The organism is Paenibacillus pectinilyticus (genome assembly GCF_001700435.1).
Taxonomy (GTDB): Bacteria; Bacillota; Bacilli; order Paenibacillales; family NBRC-103111; genus Paenibacillus_E; species Paenibacillus_E pectinilyticus.
On record NZ_LYPC01000012.1, the window covers coordinates 355,312 to 373,016 of the forward strand.

A 17,705-nucleotide genomic window follows, 5' to 3' on the forward strand; every position below is an offset into this window, starting at 1 on the left:
CGCCCTATAGGTGTTATCCACTGTTATCCACAAAGTTACCCACAAGTCCACAGGGCATAAAGTCCCTGGTGTGTATAACTTTTAACTTCCATATTAACATATCCACAAGCTAAGATATCCACAGAAATTCATCTGTGGATTATTTTTTTTGTCACAAAACACCTGCCTATTTCGCCATATAGATGTAAAAGCGAAACGGAGGATGAGACACATGACGAAATACGATACAGCCGTTATCGGTGGAGGCTTAGCAGGATTAATTGCGGCGATTGAAGTAGCCCAAGGCGGGAAGCAAGTCGTGCTGCTGGAGAGAGCGGGACGCTTAGGCGGCAGGGCGATGACGAACAAGAAAAACGGCGTGTTATTCAATCTAGGCGGACATGCGCTATACCGTGCTGGAGCGGCCTACCGCATTCTGCAGGAGTTAGGCATTCGCATCGAAGGGTGTGCACCGCCATCTAAAGCAAGCGCGCTTTGGAACAATAAGCTTGTCCCGATGCCAGCAACGGCGCTGACCATGCTTACATCGAAGCTGCTCTCGTGGTCAGGAAAGCTCGGACTGCTGCGACTCGTTATGCGGTTGTCGAAAATGGACGCGAACCAGGCCGGTGCTGCATCACTGAGAGAATGGGCAGAACGAGAGATCCCTGATCCGATGGTCCGCCATATTTTTTACGGCTTGTGCCGTACGGCTACCTATGGACACGATACGGATCATCAGCTTGCTACCCCTGTGCTCGCACAGGTACAACGCGCGCTGAAAGGCGTGCTCTATCTCCATGGAGGCTGGCAGACGCTCATTGATCAGCTACAAGAGAAAGCGGCACGTGCAGGGGTTCACATCCTCAGCGGCGTGGACGTGAAAGAAATCGTGCATGCCCATGGTCAGGTGAAAGGACTTCTACTAGCCAATGATCAACAGCTTGTCGTATCACATGTCATCAGCACCGCTTCCCCAAGCGAGACCTATAAGCTGGTTCCCAATGCGGAGCAAACGATCCTCAAGCAGTGGAAGGAGGAGGCTCGCCCGGCGAAAGCTGCCTGCCTTGATTTAGGGTTGAGGAAGCTTCCCGTTCCCGGACGGGATTTTGCCCTGGCGTTGGATCAGCCAATCTATTTCTCGCATCACACTCTGAATGCCAAGCTAAGCGATGACGGTACGTTGGTTGTTCATTTGATGAAGTATAATGGACCTGGGGAACACAACCCGAAGGCTGATGAAGAGATGCTGACCGCTGTCATGAATACCTTGCATCCTGGCTGGGAACAAGAAGTGGTAGCCAGACAGTTTCTACCGAATATAACGGTGGCGCACGATACGCTTCATAAAGGCAAAAGCAAGCTCATGACAGGACCAGTTGTTGCGGGCATTCGTGGTTTGTATGTAGCTGGCGATTGGGCAAGTCATGGCGAAATGCTCGCGGATGCTTCAGCAGCAAGCGCTAGGCGTGCGGCCCAAGCTATTTTAAAACAATCCTAATTGGCTTACTATTAGAATTAGCGTAACGAAAGGGAGGTGTGCCAGATGGAGATAGAGATCACTGGAGCAGAAATGGAAACTGCCATGCAGCGCTATCTGTCCTATAAACCATTGATGTTCTCTTTGGCGTATCGCATGCTGGGAAGTGTGATGGATGCGGAAGATATTGTTCAGGAGGCCTTTCTGTATGCCAGTGGAACCAATCTGGACCATGTTCACAATCCCAAGGCGTACCTGTGCAAAATCGTAACCAACCGCTGCATCGATCACTTACGCTCCGCCAGTAAAAAGCGAGAGGTCTACGTCGGTCCTTGGCTCCCTGAGCCATTGTTGACGAGTGAAGAACATCCAATCCCACCTGACCTCGCATTGACACATAAAGAATCGCTGTCCACCGCCTATCTTCTGCTCCTGCAGCAGCTGTCGTGGGTAGAGCGGGCTGTATTCCTGCTGCGGGAGGTTCTGCAATACGACTACGAAGAAATCGCCGAGATTGTGGGCAAAAGCAGCACGAACTGCCGGCAGATTTTCCGCCGGGCGAAGCAGGCGATCAGCCCCTCGTCTGGGCAGGACAGCGAACGGAACACGAAGATCAAGCAGCCACTCAAAGAACAAACGGCTGCTGTCGTTGAACAATTCGTTCATGCGCTAACCTCAGGAAACATGGCGCAACTGTTAAGCATCGTGAAGTCCGATGCGATCCTGTATTCCGATGGCGGCGGCAAAGTCAAAGCCGCGATTAAGCCGATCGAGGGAGCAGAGCGCATCGCCATGTTCTTGGCGGGCGTTTTGGCGAAGGTGCCGGAAGGCTACCATTACGCATTGGCTAATGTGAATGAGCAACTGGGTATTGTCGCCTATGTGAACGATCAACCGCATAATGTGCTGACCTTCCAAGTAGAAGGCGGACAGATCCAAGCCTTCTATCTCGTCGTTAATCCAGATAAATTGCGACACCTCGAAGCGGGTTCAGTGGAATCCTAGTCTTCATCTTGTATGTTTGATAAGCTGCTCACGAAGTCTTTATGATTCGTAGCAGCTTTTTTCGTTTGATGTCATCCAGCGAATGTCGCATAATAAATGAATATCATAGCTGGATAGCAAGAGGAGAGAGCATCATTGACTAAATTGAATGAACCGGCAGTAAGTAAGCGGAAGGCACCATCCTTTTCGCTGCCTGCCTCGAACGGAAAGAAAGTTTCTTTAGCCGATTACAAAGGGCGCAAAGTCGTCATTTACTTTTACCCGCAGGACAATACGCCAACCTGCACACAGGAATCTTGCGATTTCCGTGACTATAATGGGAAGTTTGCAGAATTAGGGGTAGAAGTGATTGGCATTAGCCCAGACGAGCTGAAGGCGCATGATAAATTTATTGCGAAGTATGAACTGCCGTTCCTGTTGCTCTCGGACACGGAGCATAAAGTCGCAGAGAAGTATGGCGTATGGGCGATGAAAAAGCTATACGGACGCGAGTATATGGGCATTATTCGATCGACATTTCTGATCAACGAGAAAGGCTATATCGTGAAAGAATGGAGTAAAGTGAGGATTAAGAATCATGTGCAATCCGTGTTGGATGCTGTGATGGAAATGGCTTAGCCTCAAATCCTGCTTCACACTTATAGACATCGGAGGCAATAACATCATGTGGCTCATGCTTAAAGACAGACGAATGACCTTTCTAATGATCGCGAATATCCTCTCCTCCATAGGTTCCGGGATTACGATGATCGGGGTACCTTGGTTACTGGTAAACCGGGCTGGGGGGAGTGAAATATACGGATACGCGACACTTGCTTCTACGATCATTCTATTCCTGCTATCGCCGCATATTGGCGCGTATATTGACCGTATCTCCCGCAAAAAAATGCTGCTGGGCAGCGAAATTATCGGTGGCGGTGTAACGCTCCTATTTGCGTTATGGGGGCTATTAACGGGTCATTTTGAAACGTGGCAATTGATTGTCATCTATTTCAGCGGCTCACTCTACTATAATGTTCATTTTCCAACGCAGTTCGCGTTCACCCAGGAGATCTTCTCCAAGGAGCAATACAAGACGTTAAACGCTATTCTTGAGGTTCAAAATCAATCGACCTCCATGATCGCAGGGGGGATGGCGAGTCTGCTTATCGATCATATCGATTTTGCGTGGATTCTCTTAGCAGATGCGATGACCTACTTCTTAGGGTTCGGTCTATTTCTGCTCATTCCTTATATGAAGAATAAGTCAGTTACGGCAACGGGCGCCGTTTCCATGTGGGCGAATTTCAAAGAGGGCTACACGTATTTGCGAACAAGGCCGCTGTTGGTTCTATTTTTCCTATGCGCGCTCATGCCATTTCTCTGTGTTATGGTGGGCAATTACCTGTACCCAGTCTACATCACAAGTGTCCTCCATGGCGGAGCAAATGTTCTTGGGGCGGCGGATATGATCTTCGCGATAGGGGCGGTCGTTGCAGGTTTAACAATCCCGCTCATCATGAAGCGATTAGGCGCTTATGCGACAACGATTCTATCATTTTTGATGTTTAGCCTATCGATTGTGTTCTTTTACTCATTTCCCATCGTTTCTATCTTTCTAGTATTCAAAACATTAAATGGTTGGGGAAATGCAGGGAGTCGCGTCGCGCGGAACACGATTCTGATGGAAATGGTTCCGAATCATCTGATCGGTCGTGTGAATAGTTTTTTCAACACCGTGGGGATGGGGATGCGTGTTCTGCTTATCGCGGTTTGCACACAAATCGTTTCCTTTCAAGGGGCTAGGTCCGCGATTTTATTGCTGGGCATACTGCTACTCGTGAGTTTGGTGGGTCTCATTGGCAGTCGGTCCTTGTTCTATACGGCTTCACAAAAGGAGAGTAAGTCCCTTTCCTAGGATGCTTAATGGCATTAAATACACAGCGTGAAACGATTCTTCTCAAGGCTGAGGAGGATCGTTTTTTTGTGTCATACTCTCACGCCTGCCTCCATATAATCTATCAGATGTCAAAATGATAGAACATGCGGAGGGATCATCGGATGCGCTTACGAGTACAATCTCCTAGAAATGGGCGGCTAAGGAATCAACTTACTATGGTTGTCGTTTTACTAGTTTCACTTTTGGTAGGTATGTTGCCAGCCAAAGCAGCAGAGAGTGATGGTGACCAAGCGGGGCAAGAGGTGTATCAGCAGCTTTCAGCAGGGAAGCGAGTGAAGAGTGAAGGAACTTACGAAACCCCCGAGCAGCCCACCGTGTATCTAACGTTTGATGATGGTCCGAGTAAGCTGACGAATCAGGTGTTGGATATTTTAGATAAAGAAGGCATTAAGGCTACATTCTTCGTACTAGGGGAGCAAGCGAAAGCGCATCCGGCTGAACTCAAGAGAATCGTGAAAGATGGTCATGCGGTTGGCAATCATACCTATAATCATGTATATAAAGAGCTTTATGGTGATTTTCAAACCTTCTGGGATCAAATTCAACGCAGTGAAAACATCATTTCAGATATAGCGGGGATCAGACCGCAGTTAGTTCGTGCACCAGGAGGGACAGCGACGAATTTCGATGCTTACTACTATTATTTGATGGATCAAGCTGGCTATATCATGGAGGATTGGAACGTAGACAGCGGTGATTCAAGCCGAGCGAATGTACCCGTGAATGAAATCTGGCAAACCGTGAAGGCTTCGCCGCTTGAACATGAGATCAATATTTTATTTCATGATGGTACGGGTCACGCGTCTTCCGTTGAGGTATTGCCCCAAGTGATTAGCTATTATAAAAAGCTAGGCTATGCGTTCGCCACATTGACTCCGCAGGTGAAGCCCAAACAATTCGGAGTCACGAAGACGAAATGGTCGCGGAGTATGAGCTTGAAGCAATTCCAAGGGCTGCTGAACCAAACGCAGCAGTATGCGACGGCTCATCCAAGCCCTGCTGAGATTGCGAAACGTGAAGCGGAAGAACTGGAAGCTCAGAAAGCGCAGACCGAGGCGGAAGCCAAGGCCAAAGCGGATGAGGAAGCCGCCCGCATACAGGCACAAGAAGACGCGCTGCCTCTGCAGATAAAGGTGTTTGGAAGCAATGCTTTAACGATTGAGCCCTCCGCTTATAAGCTGCGCGCCAATCGGATCGAGTTGTCGTTGCGCTATCTGATCGAGAAGATGGGCGGGAACGTGGAGTGGCAGGCAGCTTCCAAAACAGCCGTTGCTCATTATGGGATCTACGATATGTACTATGATCTTACTGATCGAAGAATAAGCTTATTCACCTTAGGTAAACAAACAGCTGCCTATTCGCTCGCCGATATGACGATGCAAGATAGTCAAATTATCGTGCCTTTACGCAAAACGATAGATTCGCTAGGCGGTCGGATTACGGATGCGGTCATGTCCAGAGATAGCCGGCAAATCACCATGGCGCTTCGTCCACTCTATTTTTTCAAAGAAAATGATGCGATTCTTCAAAACTCTCTATTTGCCATGGGTTGGTAATGTCTAAAAGAGTAGAGAGCTGGAAAAACTAGAAGCATACCCTTATAAAGGAGGCTTCTTGTCCATGTCATCGAAAACCCGAATATTCGATCAACCGCAGCCTCTAGTGGAACGGATGATCATGAACGTAGAGAAAGTGATAGTTGGCAAAAGAGAGACGATAGAGAGAGCGTTTATCGCGATGTTAAGCGGCGGACATGTTTTACTAGAGGACGTTCCCGGTGTAGGCAAAACGATGCTGGCACGCGCCTTGGCGAAAACGATCGGTTGCGAGTTTAAGAGAATTCAATGTACGCCGGATCTGCTTCCTTCCGATGTAACAGGCGTTTCCGTTTTTAATGTGAAAAGCAATGAGTTTGAGTTTCGTCCTGGTCCTTTGATGACCTCAGTTGTCCTTGCGGACGAATGTAACCGGACTTCTCCGAAGACGCAGTCTGCTTTCCTTGAAGCGATGGAAGAGAAACGGGTGACGATTGACGGCATTGGCTATGAGCTGCCGAAGCCTTTTGTCATCATCGCAACGCAAAATCCGATGGATTACGAAGGTACGTATGCGCTGCCGGAAGCGCAGATGGATCGTTTTATGATGAAGCTTTCGCTCGGTTACCCTTCCCAAGATCAAGAGATCCTGATGCTAGACCGGCTGCAGGACCGTCACCCTGTAGATCACTTAAAGCCTGTGATTGTTCAGGATGAGTTTGTCCAATTGCAGAAAGAAGCCGCGATGATCCATGTGGATAACACGTTAAAGGATTTCATCGTTCGATTAGCGTTAGCCACGCGAGATCATGCTGACTTCTATATCGGAGCAAGTCCGCGAGCGTCCTATGCCTTGATGCGTGCTGCCCAAACGGCAGCTTACGTCAAGGGAAGAAGCTTTGTCGTTCCCGATGATATTAAAGATTTGGCGCTGCCTGTTTGGGCGCATCGACTTATTCTAACTTCGGATGCTCGGATGATGGGGCGTTCGGCCGAAACGATTCTTAAAGGCTTACTAGATGGCATGCAAACACCAGTTCTTCGTTACGTAGCGGCGAAGTAGGGGGCCATCCAATGAAAAGCTGGGGAAAAACGACGCTATTGTTTATCGGGTGTGTAGTATCCATCGTTTTGGCGTATCGTCAAGGCGGAGTTGCCGCGTGGTATCTAGGGATCTGTTTATCGTTGATCTGGATTCAGGCGGGTTTGTTTTATGTCTTTGCTTTGAGAGGCTTGCTCTTGAATCGCCATATGTCTGGCGATGTCTTTCTTGCTGGTGATGACTTGACTATAGTCGTGGAGATCAAGCATCGCTCACCAGTACCGCTGCCATGGCTGTTAATGAGAGAAACATGGATACATGAAGGAACAGGGCGCAAACTCAGCTATAGTAAATTGCTTTTTCCATGGTTCCAACATACACTCCTGCTCCCGTACAAAATGACGAATCTGATGCGAGGCAGCTACCGATTTGCTCACCTTGAAGCAGTGACAGGTGATCTTTTTGGATTCGCTCTTCGTAAAATACAACGTGAAGACCTTCAACGATACGTTGTGTATCCACGTCCCGATGCACTGGGGCGCAGCGGCATGACGTTTCAATCCGATGAGGGGGAAATCTCCGCAGCCCGTGGGCCTAAAGCTGAAACGCCGCTGATCAGCTCCGTTCGTGACTACGTCAGCGGTGACCCCTATCACCGCATCCACTGGAAATCGACGGCTCGTCTGAGCCGTCTCATGACCAAAGACCCCGAGCAGGCCGCCTCCACGAAGTGGATGCTGCTGCTCGATGTAGCGCCTGCGGCGGGCCCAGCTGAGGCGGCGCAGCCGCTGCTGGAGAAGGGCATCGCCCTCGCGGCCGGCTTCTTCGAAGCCGCAGCCAGCGGGCGGGAGAGCTGCGGCTTCGCCTGCAGCAGCTCGAGCACAAGGCGAATCGCGCCGACGATTCGCCCCGATCTGACGCTCGCGTACGAAGTACTCGCGAGCGTTGGCGGCAAGCCCGCCATGTCCTTTCCTGACCTCGTCAGGAAAGAGGCGGCAGACTTGCCGCTGCATGCGTCGATGCTGTGCATCACATCGACGCTGGATGTGGCGCTGGTGCGCGCGATCGCAGATAGCGGCACCAGGCGCCGGGCCGTGCACGTGATCTACGTGCACGCACGGCCTTCCCTCTCGGTCGCAGAGCGAGAGGGGGCTTCTCAGCTGCAGGCCGCAGGCTGCAGCTTCACGGAAGTGCCGCATCCGCAGAGCCAGTGGCAGGCGCAAGGAGGTGTTGCGGATGCAACCGCTTGAACCACGCCGTGCGCGCTCGCGCACTTCCTTTTCGCTCAAGCCGCATGGAGATTCACAACCCAATCATGCGTCCTTACCTACTTCGCAGGCAGACACCTCTCCACCTAGATCATCCCGCAACCCTTCAGGCCTTATCTTTCGCGCGGACACAGTACCGCCGAATCAGACGAGTCTTTTCCGAGACGGCCTCATCACCCTGTTGCTCTTCTTGCTTCTCTCGGAATGGTTGCACCCACTGGCATGGATGGCGGATGCTTCGATCCAAATTGGACCCATCCTTGTTGTATTTGCACTTTGTTTAGCGCTGGATTGCTTCAGAGTGCCTTATGGAGTGGGTTGGTTGGTGAAGTGTTGTATCGTCATATTCTTTATTGGCTTCATGTTTGACCGAGAGGAATTGCTTGCAGGCGGGTGGCTCATCGGCTTGGTGAGAACGTTCGTGCAAGATTTTCTATATATCGTAGGGGCTCATTTTGACCTCATCAGTGGAGAAATGCGGACGTTGCTGTTCTTAATGGGATGGGCGCTGCTGCTTTCCGTCATCCAAGCCCTCATGCTGCAGAGGCAACATAGTCTCTGGTTTGTTATGGCGACCTTGATCTACTTGGTGGGCATTCAGCTCGTATTAGGAGCAGATACCGCCCAGGGGATCATACGGACAGTCAGTTATGGACTCATCTTGTTGGCTCTCCTGAACCTGACAAGAATCGAACAGACCTATCGCATCACAACTACGCGAGCGGGAAGTTATATGGGATGGCTAATGGTTAGCATCCTCGTTGTTGGCGTACTGTCAGGCGTGGGTTGGTTAACGGCCAAACAAGCGGATGCTGCCCCGCTAATGAAACCAGTAAGTTGGGTGCAGTGGTATGATCGCCTATTCGAGCTCTATAACGAAGAAACAGGTGTAAGCAGTGCCGTCGCCAAGTCGGGTTATGGACAAAATGATACTTCCCTCGGAGGTCCACTCCAGGTGGACACTACACCGGTGTTTACGGCTAAGACCTCTGAATTAACCTATTGGCGCGGCGAATCCAAAAGCTTTTACGACGGCAAAGGCTGGACCCAGCCGGATGATCAGCTAATGCCTTTTGTCGCACAGAATCCATCGTCTGCGTCTATAGTGAGGCAGGAAATATTGCTGAATGCCAAGTCACCGAATAAACAATTGTTTGTAGGGGGGCACCTGCTGAGTGTAGATGTGCTCTTGAACGAGAAAGGAAAGCCGCTGTCTGCGAGTAAGCTCCTGACTTCTAGCCAAAGTGGCAAAACGATCTCGCCCGAAATCGAAGATCCTTTATCTTATTACAAAATAACGGTTCAACCTGTCAAAGAAGACGCAACGCTTCTCACCGCCGACACGGCACCATATCCGGAAGCGATATCGAATGAATATCTGCAATTGCCGCCGAGTTTGCCGCGGACGGTTCGAAACCTTGCGGAGCAAATAACAGCTAGTCGGCCAACGCCCTATGCCAAAGCGGTAGCGATCGAGCAGTATTTGAGCCAGACCTATCCTTATAGTCTCGAAAAGCCTACCCCTCCCAGCCGCAGTGAGGATTTCGTCAGTCATTTCCTGTTTGTTGATCAAACGGGATATTGTGACCATTTCTCCACGGCAATGGTGGTGATGCTGCGTTCTGTCGGTGTACCCGCTAGGTGGGTTAAGGGGTTTGCCCCTGGCACCGCGCAAGGCGCGAATGATGACGAGGGTTTGCAGGAAGTGGTGATCCGGAATCAAGATGCCCATTCGTGGGTAGAAGTGTATTTCCCTTCTATGGGATGGGTGCCTTTCGAGCCGACACCAGGCTTTGCGGGGGTTTCTGTTGATCAACCACGAGATGCCGTTTCGACGGTAGCACTAGATCCATCCATTCGTACAGCATCCCCGACCGATACGTCTGCGTCCCAGTCGATAATTGCACGTATGAACGCGTGGCTGCACACATTTACGCATAATCTGTTCCAAATGGTAAAGGCTTATAGGAGTGTCGTTTTTGCTCTAATTGGCAGTCTCGTTGTGATCGTTGGTTTGTTGTTTGTTTTGCGACGCCAAGGGTACTTACTCCAACCGTCGGTGAAGCTTCCAAGTGACCATGCAGGTCTTCAAGACCAGCCTCAGCATCCGCTGACGCCGTATATGGACCGCTTGTGGCGACAGCTTTTCCGCAAATACGGTGTAAAGCCCGCGAACCAGACGGTCCGTGAATATGTAAGAGACCTTCCGGTAACGGATCAAGGGAGACAGCAAGCTCTGCTTTCTTTTGCCCAAATTTATGAAAGTGTCCGCTATGACCCGGCTCGTGCTCTGGCCTATTCGAAGCGGGAAATTACAGCGATTTGGAAAGCCATTCAAAAGACACATTAAATCCCCTTTACATCCTAGGTGCCTAATGTTTAAAATTAGTACCTAGAAATAGCGGTAAGTGGACAAGGGTTCTCCTCACGGTTTTCCCAAATCTTCAATCGCTATGAACCTAGGAGGTCGGATAATGAGTAAACCAAGTGAATTGATCGTTGTTTTAGATTTTGGAGGCCAATATAACCAACTGATTGCTAGACGAATCCGTGATTTGGGCGTATACAGCGAATTGCTGCCGCACAATACAACGGTTGATAAAATTCGTGAGATTAACCCAAAAGGGATCGTATTCTCTGGCGGACCTGCAAGTGTGTATGGCGAAGGTGCTCCTTCGGTGGACCCTGGCATTTTTGATTTGGGTATTCCGATTTTAGGTATTTGTTATGGGATGCAGCTGATTGCTCACCAATTGAACGGTAAAGTTGAACGCGCACATACGCGTGAATATGGGAAAGCAGATCTGCTTTTCTCCAATGAAAGCCCGCTTGTCAAAGGTCTTGAGGCGAACCAAACGGTATGGATGAGTCACGGTGACCATGTTTCTGTTCTACCTGAAGGGTTTGTTGTTGAGGCAAGCACGGAATCACTGCCAATTGCGGCAATGAGCAACCGTGATCGCAAGATCCATGCTGTACAGTTCCACCCTGAGGTTCGTCACTCAGTTCAAGGGAACGAAATGATCAACAACTTCATTTATGAAGTGTGTGGTTGTGTTGGCGATTGGACGATGTCCTCTTTCGTTGAAGATATGATCAAAGAGCTTCGTGCTGAAGTCGGCGATAAAAAAGTGCTTTGCGCACTGAGCGGCGGCGTAGATTCCTCCGTTGTTGCGATTCTGCTTCATAAAGCGATTGGCGCACAATTGACGTGTATGTTCATTGACCACGGCTTATTGCGTCAAGGTGAAGGCGAAAGCGTTATGGATACGTTCGTCGGTAAATTTGATATGAAAGTTGTTAAAATCGATGCGAAAGACCGTTTCCTCGGCAAATTGGCTGGCGTAGCGGATCCAGAGCAAAAACGTAAAATCATCGGCACCGAATTCATTCGCGTGTTTGAAGAAGAATCCAGTAAGTTCGATGACTTCACTTACTTGGCACAAGGCACGTTGTATACAGATATCGTAGAAAGTGGCACAGCTACTGCGCAAACGATCAAATCACACCATAATGTTGGCGGTCTGCCGAAAGATATGAAGTTCAAGCTCATCGAACCGTTGAAAACACTTTTCAAAGACGAAGTACGTAAAGTCGGCGAAGAATGTGGTCTTCCTTCCGCGATCGTGTGGAGACAGCCATTCCCAGGTCCAGGTCTAGCTATTCGTGTTCTAGGCGAAGTTACCGAGGATAAGTTGAAAATCGTTCGTGAATCCGACGCCATTCTACGTGAGGAAATCGCCAAAGCTGGCCTAGATCGTGAGATCTGGCAATACTTCACGGCGCTTCCAGGCATGAAAAGCGTTGGTGTTATGGGCGACGGCAGAACCTACTCCTACGCTGTAGGTATCCGCGCTGTTACTTCCATCGACGGCATGACAGCTGACTGGGCACGTATCCCTTGGGATGTGCTTGAAAAGATTTCCGTACGTATCGTAAATGAGGTTGAGAACGTGAATCGTATCGTATACGACATCACTTCGAAGCCGCCGGCTACGATTGAGTGGGAATAGGTTGGATTAATTAATGGTGTCAAAAAATACTCTCTTTTATTTGCGTTGTTTAGCGAATAGAGGAGAGTTTTTTTATGATCAAAATCAAAGAATTTATTGAGGATGTTGAATTTTGAAATTTCAAAAAAATTATATACACCAATAACAGTTTCGTGTAATATAAAAAATACAATAATGTTCTTTATTAAGAACAAAATAATTGATAAGGGGGAGAAATTTTTGAAGGGAGTAACAGTCCTTATTCCATCTTATAACGAACAAGAAGTACTTCATCAACTGTATGCACGACTTACGGATGTTGTTGCAAGTTTGCACCATTATAAATTTGAATTTCTTTTTATTAATGACGGAAGTAAAGACAACACGCTGCAAATTATTATGTCTTTAGCAGAAAATGACCAGCGTATTTCTTATGTGAGTCTTTCACGCAATTTCGGTAAGGAAACTGCTATGCTTGCAGGATTGGATTATGCCACAGGTGATGCTGTTATCATTATTGACGCAGATCTTCAAGATCCCCCAGAGTTAATTCCAGTTATGATTAAATACTGGGAAGAAGGATATGACGATATTTATGCGAAAAGAAGAACCCGTGCAGGTGAAACTTGGTTTAAAAAATGGACTGCAAGGACCTACTATCACATGCTGAGAAAAGTAACGAGAATACCTATACAAGAAAATACGGGGGATTTCCGTTTACTTGATAGACGTTGTATTGAAGCGTTGAAGCAATTACGAGAGGTGCACAGGAATACAAAGGGAATGTTTAGTTGGATTGGATACCATAAGAAGGAAATTTTGTTTGATCGTGACCCAAGAGCAGCAGGTGAAACAAAGTGGAATTATGTGAGATTATTTGATTTAGCGATAGAGGGGATAACATCATTTACAACAACACCTTTACGGCTATCAACTATATCTGGAGGTGTCATTTCAGTCTGTGCTTTTATTTATATGTTATTTATTATCATCAAGACAATACTGTACGGTGCAGATGTTGCTGGGTACCCGTCAATAATAACTGTAATTTTATTTTTAGGAGGAATACAATTATTATCCTTGGGAATTCTTGGGGAATATTTAGGTAAGGTGTTTAATGAGACAAAGAGGAGACCACTATATTTTGTTGATTTATACAATGGAAGTAAGCGAGGCACTAGTGAATTCCGAACTACAAAAGACAAAATTGTCTTGAATAATGAAAAAGTGAAGTCAATTGTTTAAAAAAATGCGAACAATCCCGTAGTCGCTCAAAAAACTAAATTGGGGGGGAGTTAGGTTGTGCTTAAAAATAATATTAAAATATATTTTATCTTGATGCTTATAACCATATTTCATATTTCAATGCAAATTTATTTTTTTCATATCAATAACGAGGTTCCAACAGATGGAGATGGTGTTAATTACATAAGTAGAGCAAGTAATTTCACTGATTTCGCCAATGTATTCGGTGATGGCTTTAGATTACCGGGATACCCCTTTGTAATTTGGTTTTTAGGCTTGTTATCAGGAAAATCACTATTATTTATCAGAATTATACAGGTTATTTTAACGTCTAGTCTAATTATTATTTCATTTTTTATTTTACTTAAATTAACAAGATCAAAGTTTTTCTCACTATTTGGTGGAATTATAGTGGGAAGTTGGTTACCACTGTATGTTTTTTCGAAAGAAATATACGCAGAAAGTATCAGTTTGTTCTTAATTGCACTTCTAATTTTAATAATAATTGATATTAATACGAATAATTATTTATTGAAATCAATTTTGATTTCAATTTTAATTGCTCTTCTCACTTATTTAAAGCCAAATCAAATTATGATTTTGCTGCCAACATGTATATACTGTGTTTACAAACTAAAGAATTGGAGCACTATAAAAAAACATTTACAATTCACTATCGGCCTGTTAATGATATTAATAATGCCTTGGACAATTTTTATTTCCGTAACTAATTCTTCGTTTATCCCTCTTTCCACAAACCAAGGATTAGTCTTATATCAAGGTGCTGGTGGATCAGATGGAATTGAGTATTATACGTTGTCGGATAAAGTGAGAAAATATTTTAATTTGAATAATACTGATTTAAATGTTTACGAGGTGCTAAGTCAATACAACGAAAAGATAGATCCGGAACACAATGACCATAAAAAGGCAGTTACTTATAATAAAATGTTTCAGAGTAAAGCTATTGAATTATGGAAAGAAAGACCTCTTGAGGAAGTCATACTTGGATTCGCAAAAGTTTTACATGGTTTTGGATTTTCCTTAAGAGGCCTTAAGGATATTGTTTTAGCACTGTTTAGTCTTACATCTATACTTACATCAATTATTTTATGGAGGACTAGGAAGCATAGAGATTTCATTCTTTTATTTTGGATGTTGATTTTTATTTTCAGTTTTCAAGCCTTTTTATACCAAGGCGATCAGAGATTTAAAACCATTCTATTTGATTTGCCTGCGATACTAATTCTTTTACTAGCATTAAATGTGTTGAAAAATAATATGGCGGTATCGATGATCTGGAAAGGATGGCGTAAAATAGCTCGACCTATAATTAACAATAGTAATCTTTAATTGTTATCACTGGTTTACCTGCTATGATGTTTTCCGTAAACAACGGATTAATTACATAGTAATTCGCTCGAGTGAAGAGCCTGTTCATCGTGTGCGACATCACTTCAGATCCACCGGCTACCATCGAGTGGGAATAGTTATTTGAGCTAAATCTAAATCTATAGTAGGATGAACGAAGGACTCTCTTTGAGCTGTGATCGGCAGCCGGAAGAGAGTTCTTTATTTAGCACATAAGAATTTATAAGTTTCCGATACACGGAAGAACAAATTCTTATTGGCGATAAAAACAACATTTAAAACGCGGTCGCTCATCCTCGAAGGACTTCTATAAAAGTTTTTCTCATTCTTAAACAAGTTTATTGGGTGAATATGTTATATTAAATAGAAATCCAATATGTTGGAGAGCCTAATGGAGGAATGATTATGGTTGTACTTGCATCTATATTGGTCGGCCTTGTTGCACTAGAGCACTTATATATCTTGGTGCTAGAAATGTTTCTATGGACGACACCTCGCGCAATGAAGTCGTTGGGCATGACCAAGGAGAATGCACAGACCACCAAGAGTTTGGCCGCGAATCAAGGGTTGTACAATGGATTTCTGGCAGCAGGTCTCGTATGGGGGCTTGTCCATCCAGATGCTTCTATAGGGCGTTCAATCGAGATTTTTTTCCTTGTCTGCGTACTAGTTGCGGCTGTATTCGGAGGCGCCACTGCCAAAAGATCCATTCTACTCGTACAGGGTTTACCTGCGTTGATAGCGCTTGTTTTCGTCCTTCTTACATAGCCGTGAAACAGCCAGTTTACCATTGCGTGGTAATCAGACATGAATTTAGATAAAAGACGAACGTTCTGGGAGAAATTACCCTCTAAACGTTCGTCTTTTTTATTGACAGTTGTTCATTTCCCGACTAGAATATGAAATTGGATAACAGTTTTTCGTATAATCTCGGGAATTGGCCTGAGAGTTTCTACGAGATCACCGCAAATGATCTGGCTACGAAAAAAAGGAACGGTATCCGTATGAGTTTTTACGTGCGACTTCACCTTTTGAAGGCAGCCCTCATATGGACGGCTCCTTTTTCGTACCCGGAATCAGGCAACATGATTCCGGGTTTTTTGCTGTTCCCCACCATTCGTTTAGGAGGAGTAGGAAAATGGATCGTTTTTTTAAACTGAAACAAAATGGCACCACCGTAAGAACAGAAATCATGGCGGGGATTACGACGTTCATGACAATGGCTTACATCCTTGCGGTAAATCCAGACGTATTAAGTGCTTTTAAATCGGGGGCAACTGGCGGAGATTGGACTTCCATTTTCTTAGCTACAGCGATTGCAGCAGGTGTTATGACGATTGCAATGGGGCTTTTCGTAAACTTTCCTGTGGCACTTGCACCGGGAATGGGTTTGAATGCTTACTTCGCAACGATCATCATGACCTCACAAGGTAAATTCACGTTTTCAATGGGACTCACAGCGGTATTCATTTCGGGGATCATTTTTATTATCCTCACGGTGACAAGAGTGCGTCAAATGCTTCTCGTTGCTATCCCAGATAGCTTGAAGCATGCGATTACGGTGGGTATTGGTTTGTTTATTGCCATGATCGGTTTCAAAAACAGCGGTATTCTAAGCGTTGCGGTTGAAGCGGGTAACGATTTGAAAGCACATCAATATACAGAAGTACTTTCCTTTGAAACGATTTTCCACTTAGGTTCATTTGAAGATAAAGGTGTTATTTTAACAATCGTAGGTATTCTATTGATTTCGATTCTAATGGTGCTTCGCGTTCGTGGCGCAATTCTATTCGGTATTCTAGGTACAACGGTTATCGGTTACTTCATGGGTATGGTTGATCTAGGTACATTAACTAGTGACAAAACAACTTGGGTGCCTGATATGTCCAAACTGCGTTTTGCTGATTTTGACTTCCCAGGTATTATGACTACAGGGATTATTTCCGTCATTGCGACATTTACGTTCGTTGAGTTATTCGATACGTTTGGTACGATGGTCGGGACAGCATCCCGTGCAGGTATTATGAAGAACAAAGAAGAAGGCAACAAACGTGTAGGTAAAGCGATGTTCGTTGATGCGATCGGTGTAAGTGGCGGCGCATTAGTTGGTACAAGTACAGTAACTGCATTCGTAGAGAGCGCAGCAGGTGTAGCAGAAGGCGGACGCACTGGTTTGACAGCTGTAACAACAGGCGTATGTTTCTTGCTTGCTTTGTTCTTAGCGCCAATTGCGATGTTGATTCCTGGTTCGGCAACAGCAGCAGCGTTAATCGTAGTTGGTGTTCTGATGGTTCAATCCATTAAAGAGATCGACTTCCAAGATTTCGTTATCGCGATCCCAGCGTTCCTTACGATTGTATTGATGCCTTTCACATACAACATTGCAAACGGGATTTCCTTCGGAATTGTAACCTATGTCGTTCTAGCAACAGCAGCTAATATAAGTGGCAGAAGTGAGAAGAAATACAGTGTTCACTGGTTAATGTGGATCCTTGCCGTTCTGATCATAGCGCGTTATGTCTTTATTGGCAGCCAAGGTTAAAATAAGGTAAGGCTCTGGTGCATCATGCGCCAGGGCCTTTTTTTTGTTCCGTTTTTTACCAGTATTAAAAACTTGCATTCACTTGGAGGATTTGTTATATTACTCCTTGTCGCTTCGGCGGTCGAACGAAAGAACGAAAGGTCCGAAAGAAACTTGAAAAAAGTTCTTGCATTCGAATTAGCTGATGTGGTATATTACTTCTCGCTGCTTCGGTAACACGGCAGTGAGCGAAAGAAATTGATCTTTGAAAACTGAACAACGAGTGAGTAAGCACGAACGAGTAATCGTTCAAATAAAGAGATTGCAA

Annotated in this window: 13 protein-coding genes and 1 riboswitch; all 13 genes read left to right on the forward strand. The window is 46.0% G+C overall.

The genetic code is table 11. The features are described from left to right. Positions 1 to 211 precede the first annotated feature (211 nt). Entirely contained in the window at positions 212 to 1,480 is a 1,269-nt protein-coding gene (locus A8709_RS07575) for a phytoene desaturase family protein (protein WP_065851622.1), read from the forward strand. 45 nt (positions 1,481 to 1,525) lie between these two features. Then, positions 1,526 to 2,464, forward strand: a complete 939-nt coding sequence (locus A8709_RS07580) for an RNA polymerase sigma-70 factor (RefSeq protein ID WP_244163126.1) — start codon at positions 1,526 to 1,528, stop codon at positions 2,462 to 2,464. A gap of 135 nt (positions 2,465 to 2,599) precedes the next feature. Next, positions 2,600 to 3,082 carry a thioredoxin-dependent thiol peroxidase gene (bcp, locus tag A8709_RS07585; RefSeq protein WP_065851624.1) on the forward strand — a complete coding sequence of 161 codons (483 nt, stop codon included), beginning with the start codon at positions 2,600 to 2,602 and terminating at the stop codon, positions 3,080 to 3,082. 46 nt (positions 3,083 to 3,128) lie between these two features. Then, a complete protein-coding gene (locus A8709_RS07590; RefSeq protein ID WP_065851626.1) occupies positions 3,129 to 4,361 on the forward strand; it encodes an MFS transporter in 1,233 nt (410 codons plus the stop codon). A gap of 197 nt (positions 4,362 to 4,558) precedes the next feature. Next, the gene (locus A8709_RS07595; protein WP_065851627.1) at positions 4,559 to 5,959 is read left to right on the forward strand and encodes a polysaccharide deacetylase family protein; all 1,401 of its coding nucleotides are present in this window, start codon (positions 4,559 to 4,561) and stop codon (positions 5,957 to 5,959) included. Positions 5,960 to 6,023: 64 nt separating this feature from the next. Further along, a complete protein-coding gene (locus A8709_RS07600) occupies positions 6,024 to 7,001 on the forward strand; it encodes an AAA family ATPase (RefSeq protein ID WP_065851629.1) in 978 nt (325 codons plus the stop codon). Positions 7,002 to 7,012: 11 nt separating this feature from the next. Then, on the forward strand, positions 7,013 to 8,230 hold the full coding sequence (locus A8709_RS07605; protein ID WP_065851631.1) for a DUF58 domain-containing protein: 1,218 nt from the start codon (positions 7,013 to 7,015) through the stop codon (positions 8,228 to 8,230). Next, positions 8,217 to 10,598, forward strand: a complete 2,382-nt coding sequence (locus A8709_RS07610) for a DUF4129 domain-containing transglutaminase family protein (protein ID WP_065851633.1) — start codon at positions 8,217 to 8,219, stop codon at positions 10,596 to 10,598. Before A8709_RS07605 ends, A8709_RS07610 begins: the two co-directional genes overlap by 14 nt. Positions 10,599 to 10,722: 124 nt before the next feature. Continuing rightward, positions 10,723 to 12,261 carry a glutamine-hydrolyzing GMP synthase gene (guaA, locus tag A8709_RS07615; RefSeq protein ID WP_065851635.1) on the forward strand — a complete coding sequence of 513 codons (1,539 nt, stop codon included), beginning with the start codon at positions 10,723 to 10,725 and terminating at the stop codon, positions 12,259 to 12,261. Positions 12,262 to 12,480: 219 nt separating this feature from the next. Further along, on the forward strand, positions 12,481 to 13,485 hold the full coding sequence (locus tag A8709_RS07620; RefSeq protein WP_065851677.1) for a glycosyltransferase family 2 protein: 1,005 nt from the start codon (positions 12,481 to 12,483) through the stop codon (positions 13,483 to 13,485). Positions 13,486 to 13,542: 57 nt separating this feature from the next. Then, a complete protein-coding gene (locus tag A8709_RS07625; RefSeq protein ID WP_065851637.1) occupies positions 13,543 to 14,838 on the forward strand; it encodes a glycosyltransferase family 39 protein in 1,296 nt (431 codons plus the stop codon). Between the two features lie 423 nt (positions 14,839 to 15,261). Next, a complete protein-coding gene (locus A8709_RS07630) occupies positions 15,262 to 15,624 on the forward strand; it encodes a DUF1304 domain-containing protein (protein WP_065851639.1) in 363 nt (120 codons plus the stop codon). A gap of 132 nt (positions 15,625 to 15,756) precedes the next feature. Beyond that, a riboswitch (purine riboswitch) is annotated at positions 15,757 to 15,857 on the forward strand. A gap of 137 nt (positions 15,858 to 15,994) precedes the next feature. Next, entirely contained in the window at positions 15,995 to 17,398 is a 1,404-nt protein-coding gene (locus A8709_RS07635; protein WP_065851641.1) for an NCS2 family permease, read from the forward strand. Positions 17,399 to 17,705 lie beyond the last annotated feature (307 nt).

Excerpts from the sequence above, each read along its gene's own strand:
- A8709_RS07575 (WP_065851622.1), top strand. The coding sequence starts at position 212 with ATGACGAAATACGATACAGCCGTTATCGGTGGAGGCTTAGCAGGATTA.
- A8709_RS07580 (WP_244163126.1), top strand. The coding sequence starts at position 1,526 with ATGGAGATAGAGATCACTGGAGCAGAAATGGAAACTGCCATGCAGCGC.
- A8709_RS07590 (WP_065851626.1), top strand. The coding sequence starts at position 3,129 with ATGTGGCTCATGCTTAAAGACAGACGAATGACCTTTCTAATGATCGCG.
- A8709_RS07595 (WP_065851627.1), top strand. The coding sequence starts at position 4,559 with ATGGTTGTCGTTTTACTAGTTTCACTTTTGGTAGGTATGTTGCCAGCC.
- A8709_RS07600 (WP_065851629.1), top strand. The coding sequence starts at position 6,024 with ATGTCATCGAAAACCCGAATATTCGATCAACCGCAGCCTCTAGTGGAA.
- A8709_RS07605 (WP_065851631.1), top strand. The coding sequence starts at position 7,013 with ATGAAAAGCTGGGGAAAAACGACGCTATTGTTTATCGGGTGTGTAGTA.
- A8709_RS07610 (WP_065851633.1), top strand. The coding sequence starts at position 8,217 with ATGCAACCGCTTGAACCACGCCGTGCGCGCTCGCGCACTTCCTTTTCG.
- guaA (WP_065851635.1), top strand. The coding sequence starts at position 10,723 with ATGAGTAAACCAAGTGAATTGATCGTTGTTTTAGATTTTGGAGGCCAA.
- A8709_RS07630 (WP_065851639.1), top strand. The coding sequence starts at position 15,262 with ATGGTTGTACTTGCATCTATATTGGTCGGCCTTGTTGCACTAGAGCAC.
- A8709_RS07635 (WP_065851641.1), top strand. The coding sequence starts at position 15,995 with ATGGATCGTTTTTTTAAACTGAAACAAAATGGCACCACCGTAAGAACA.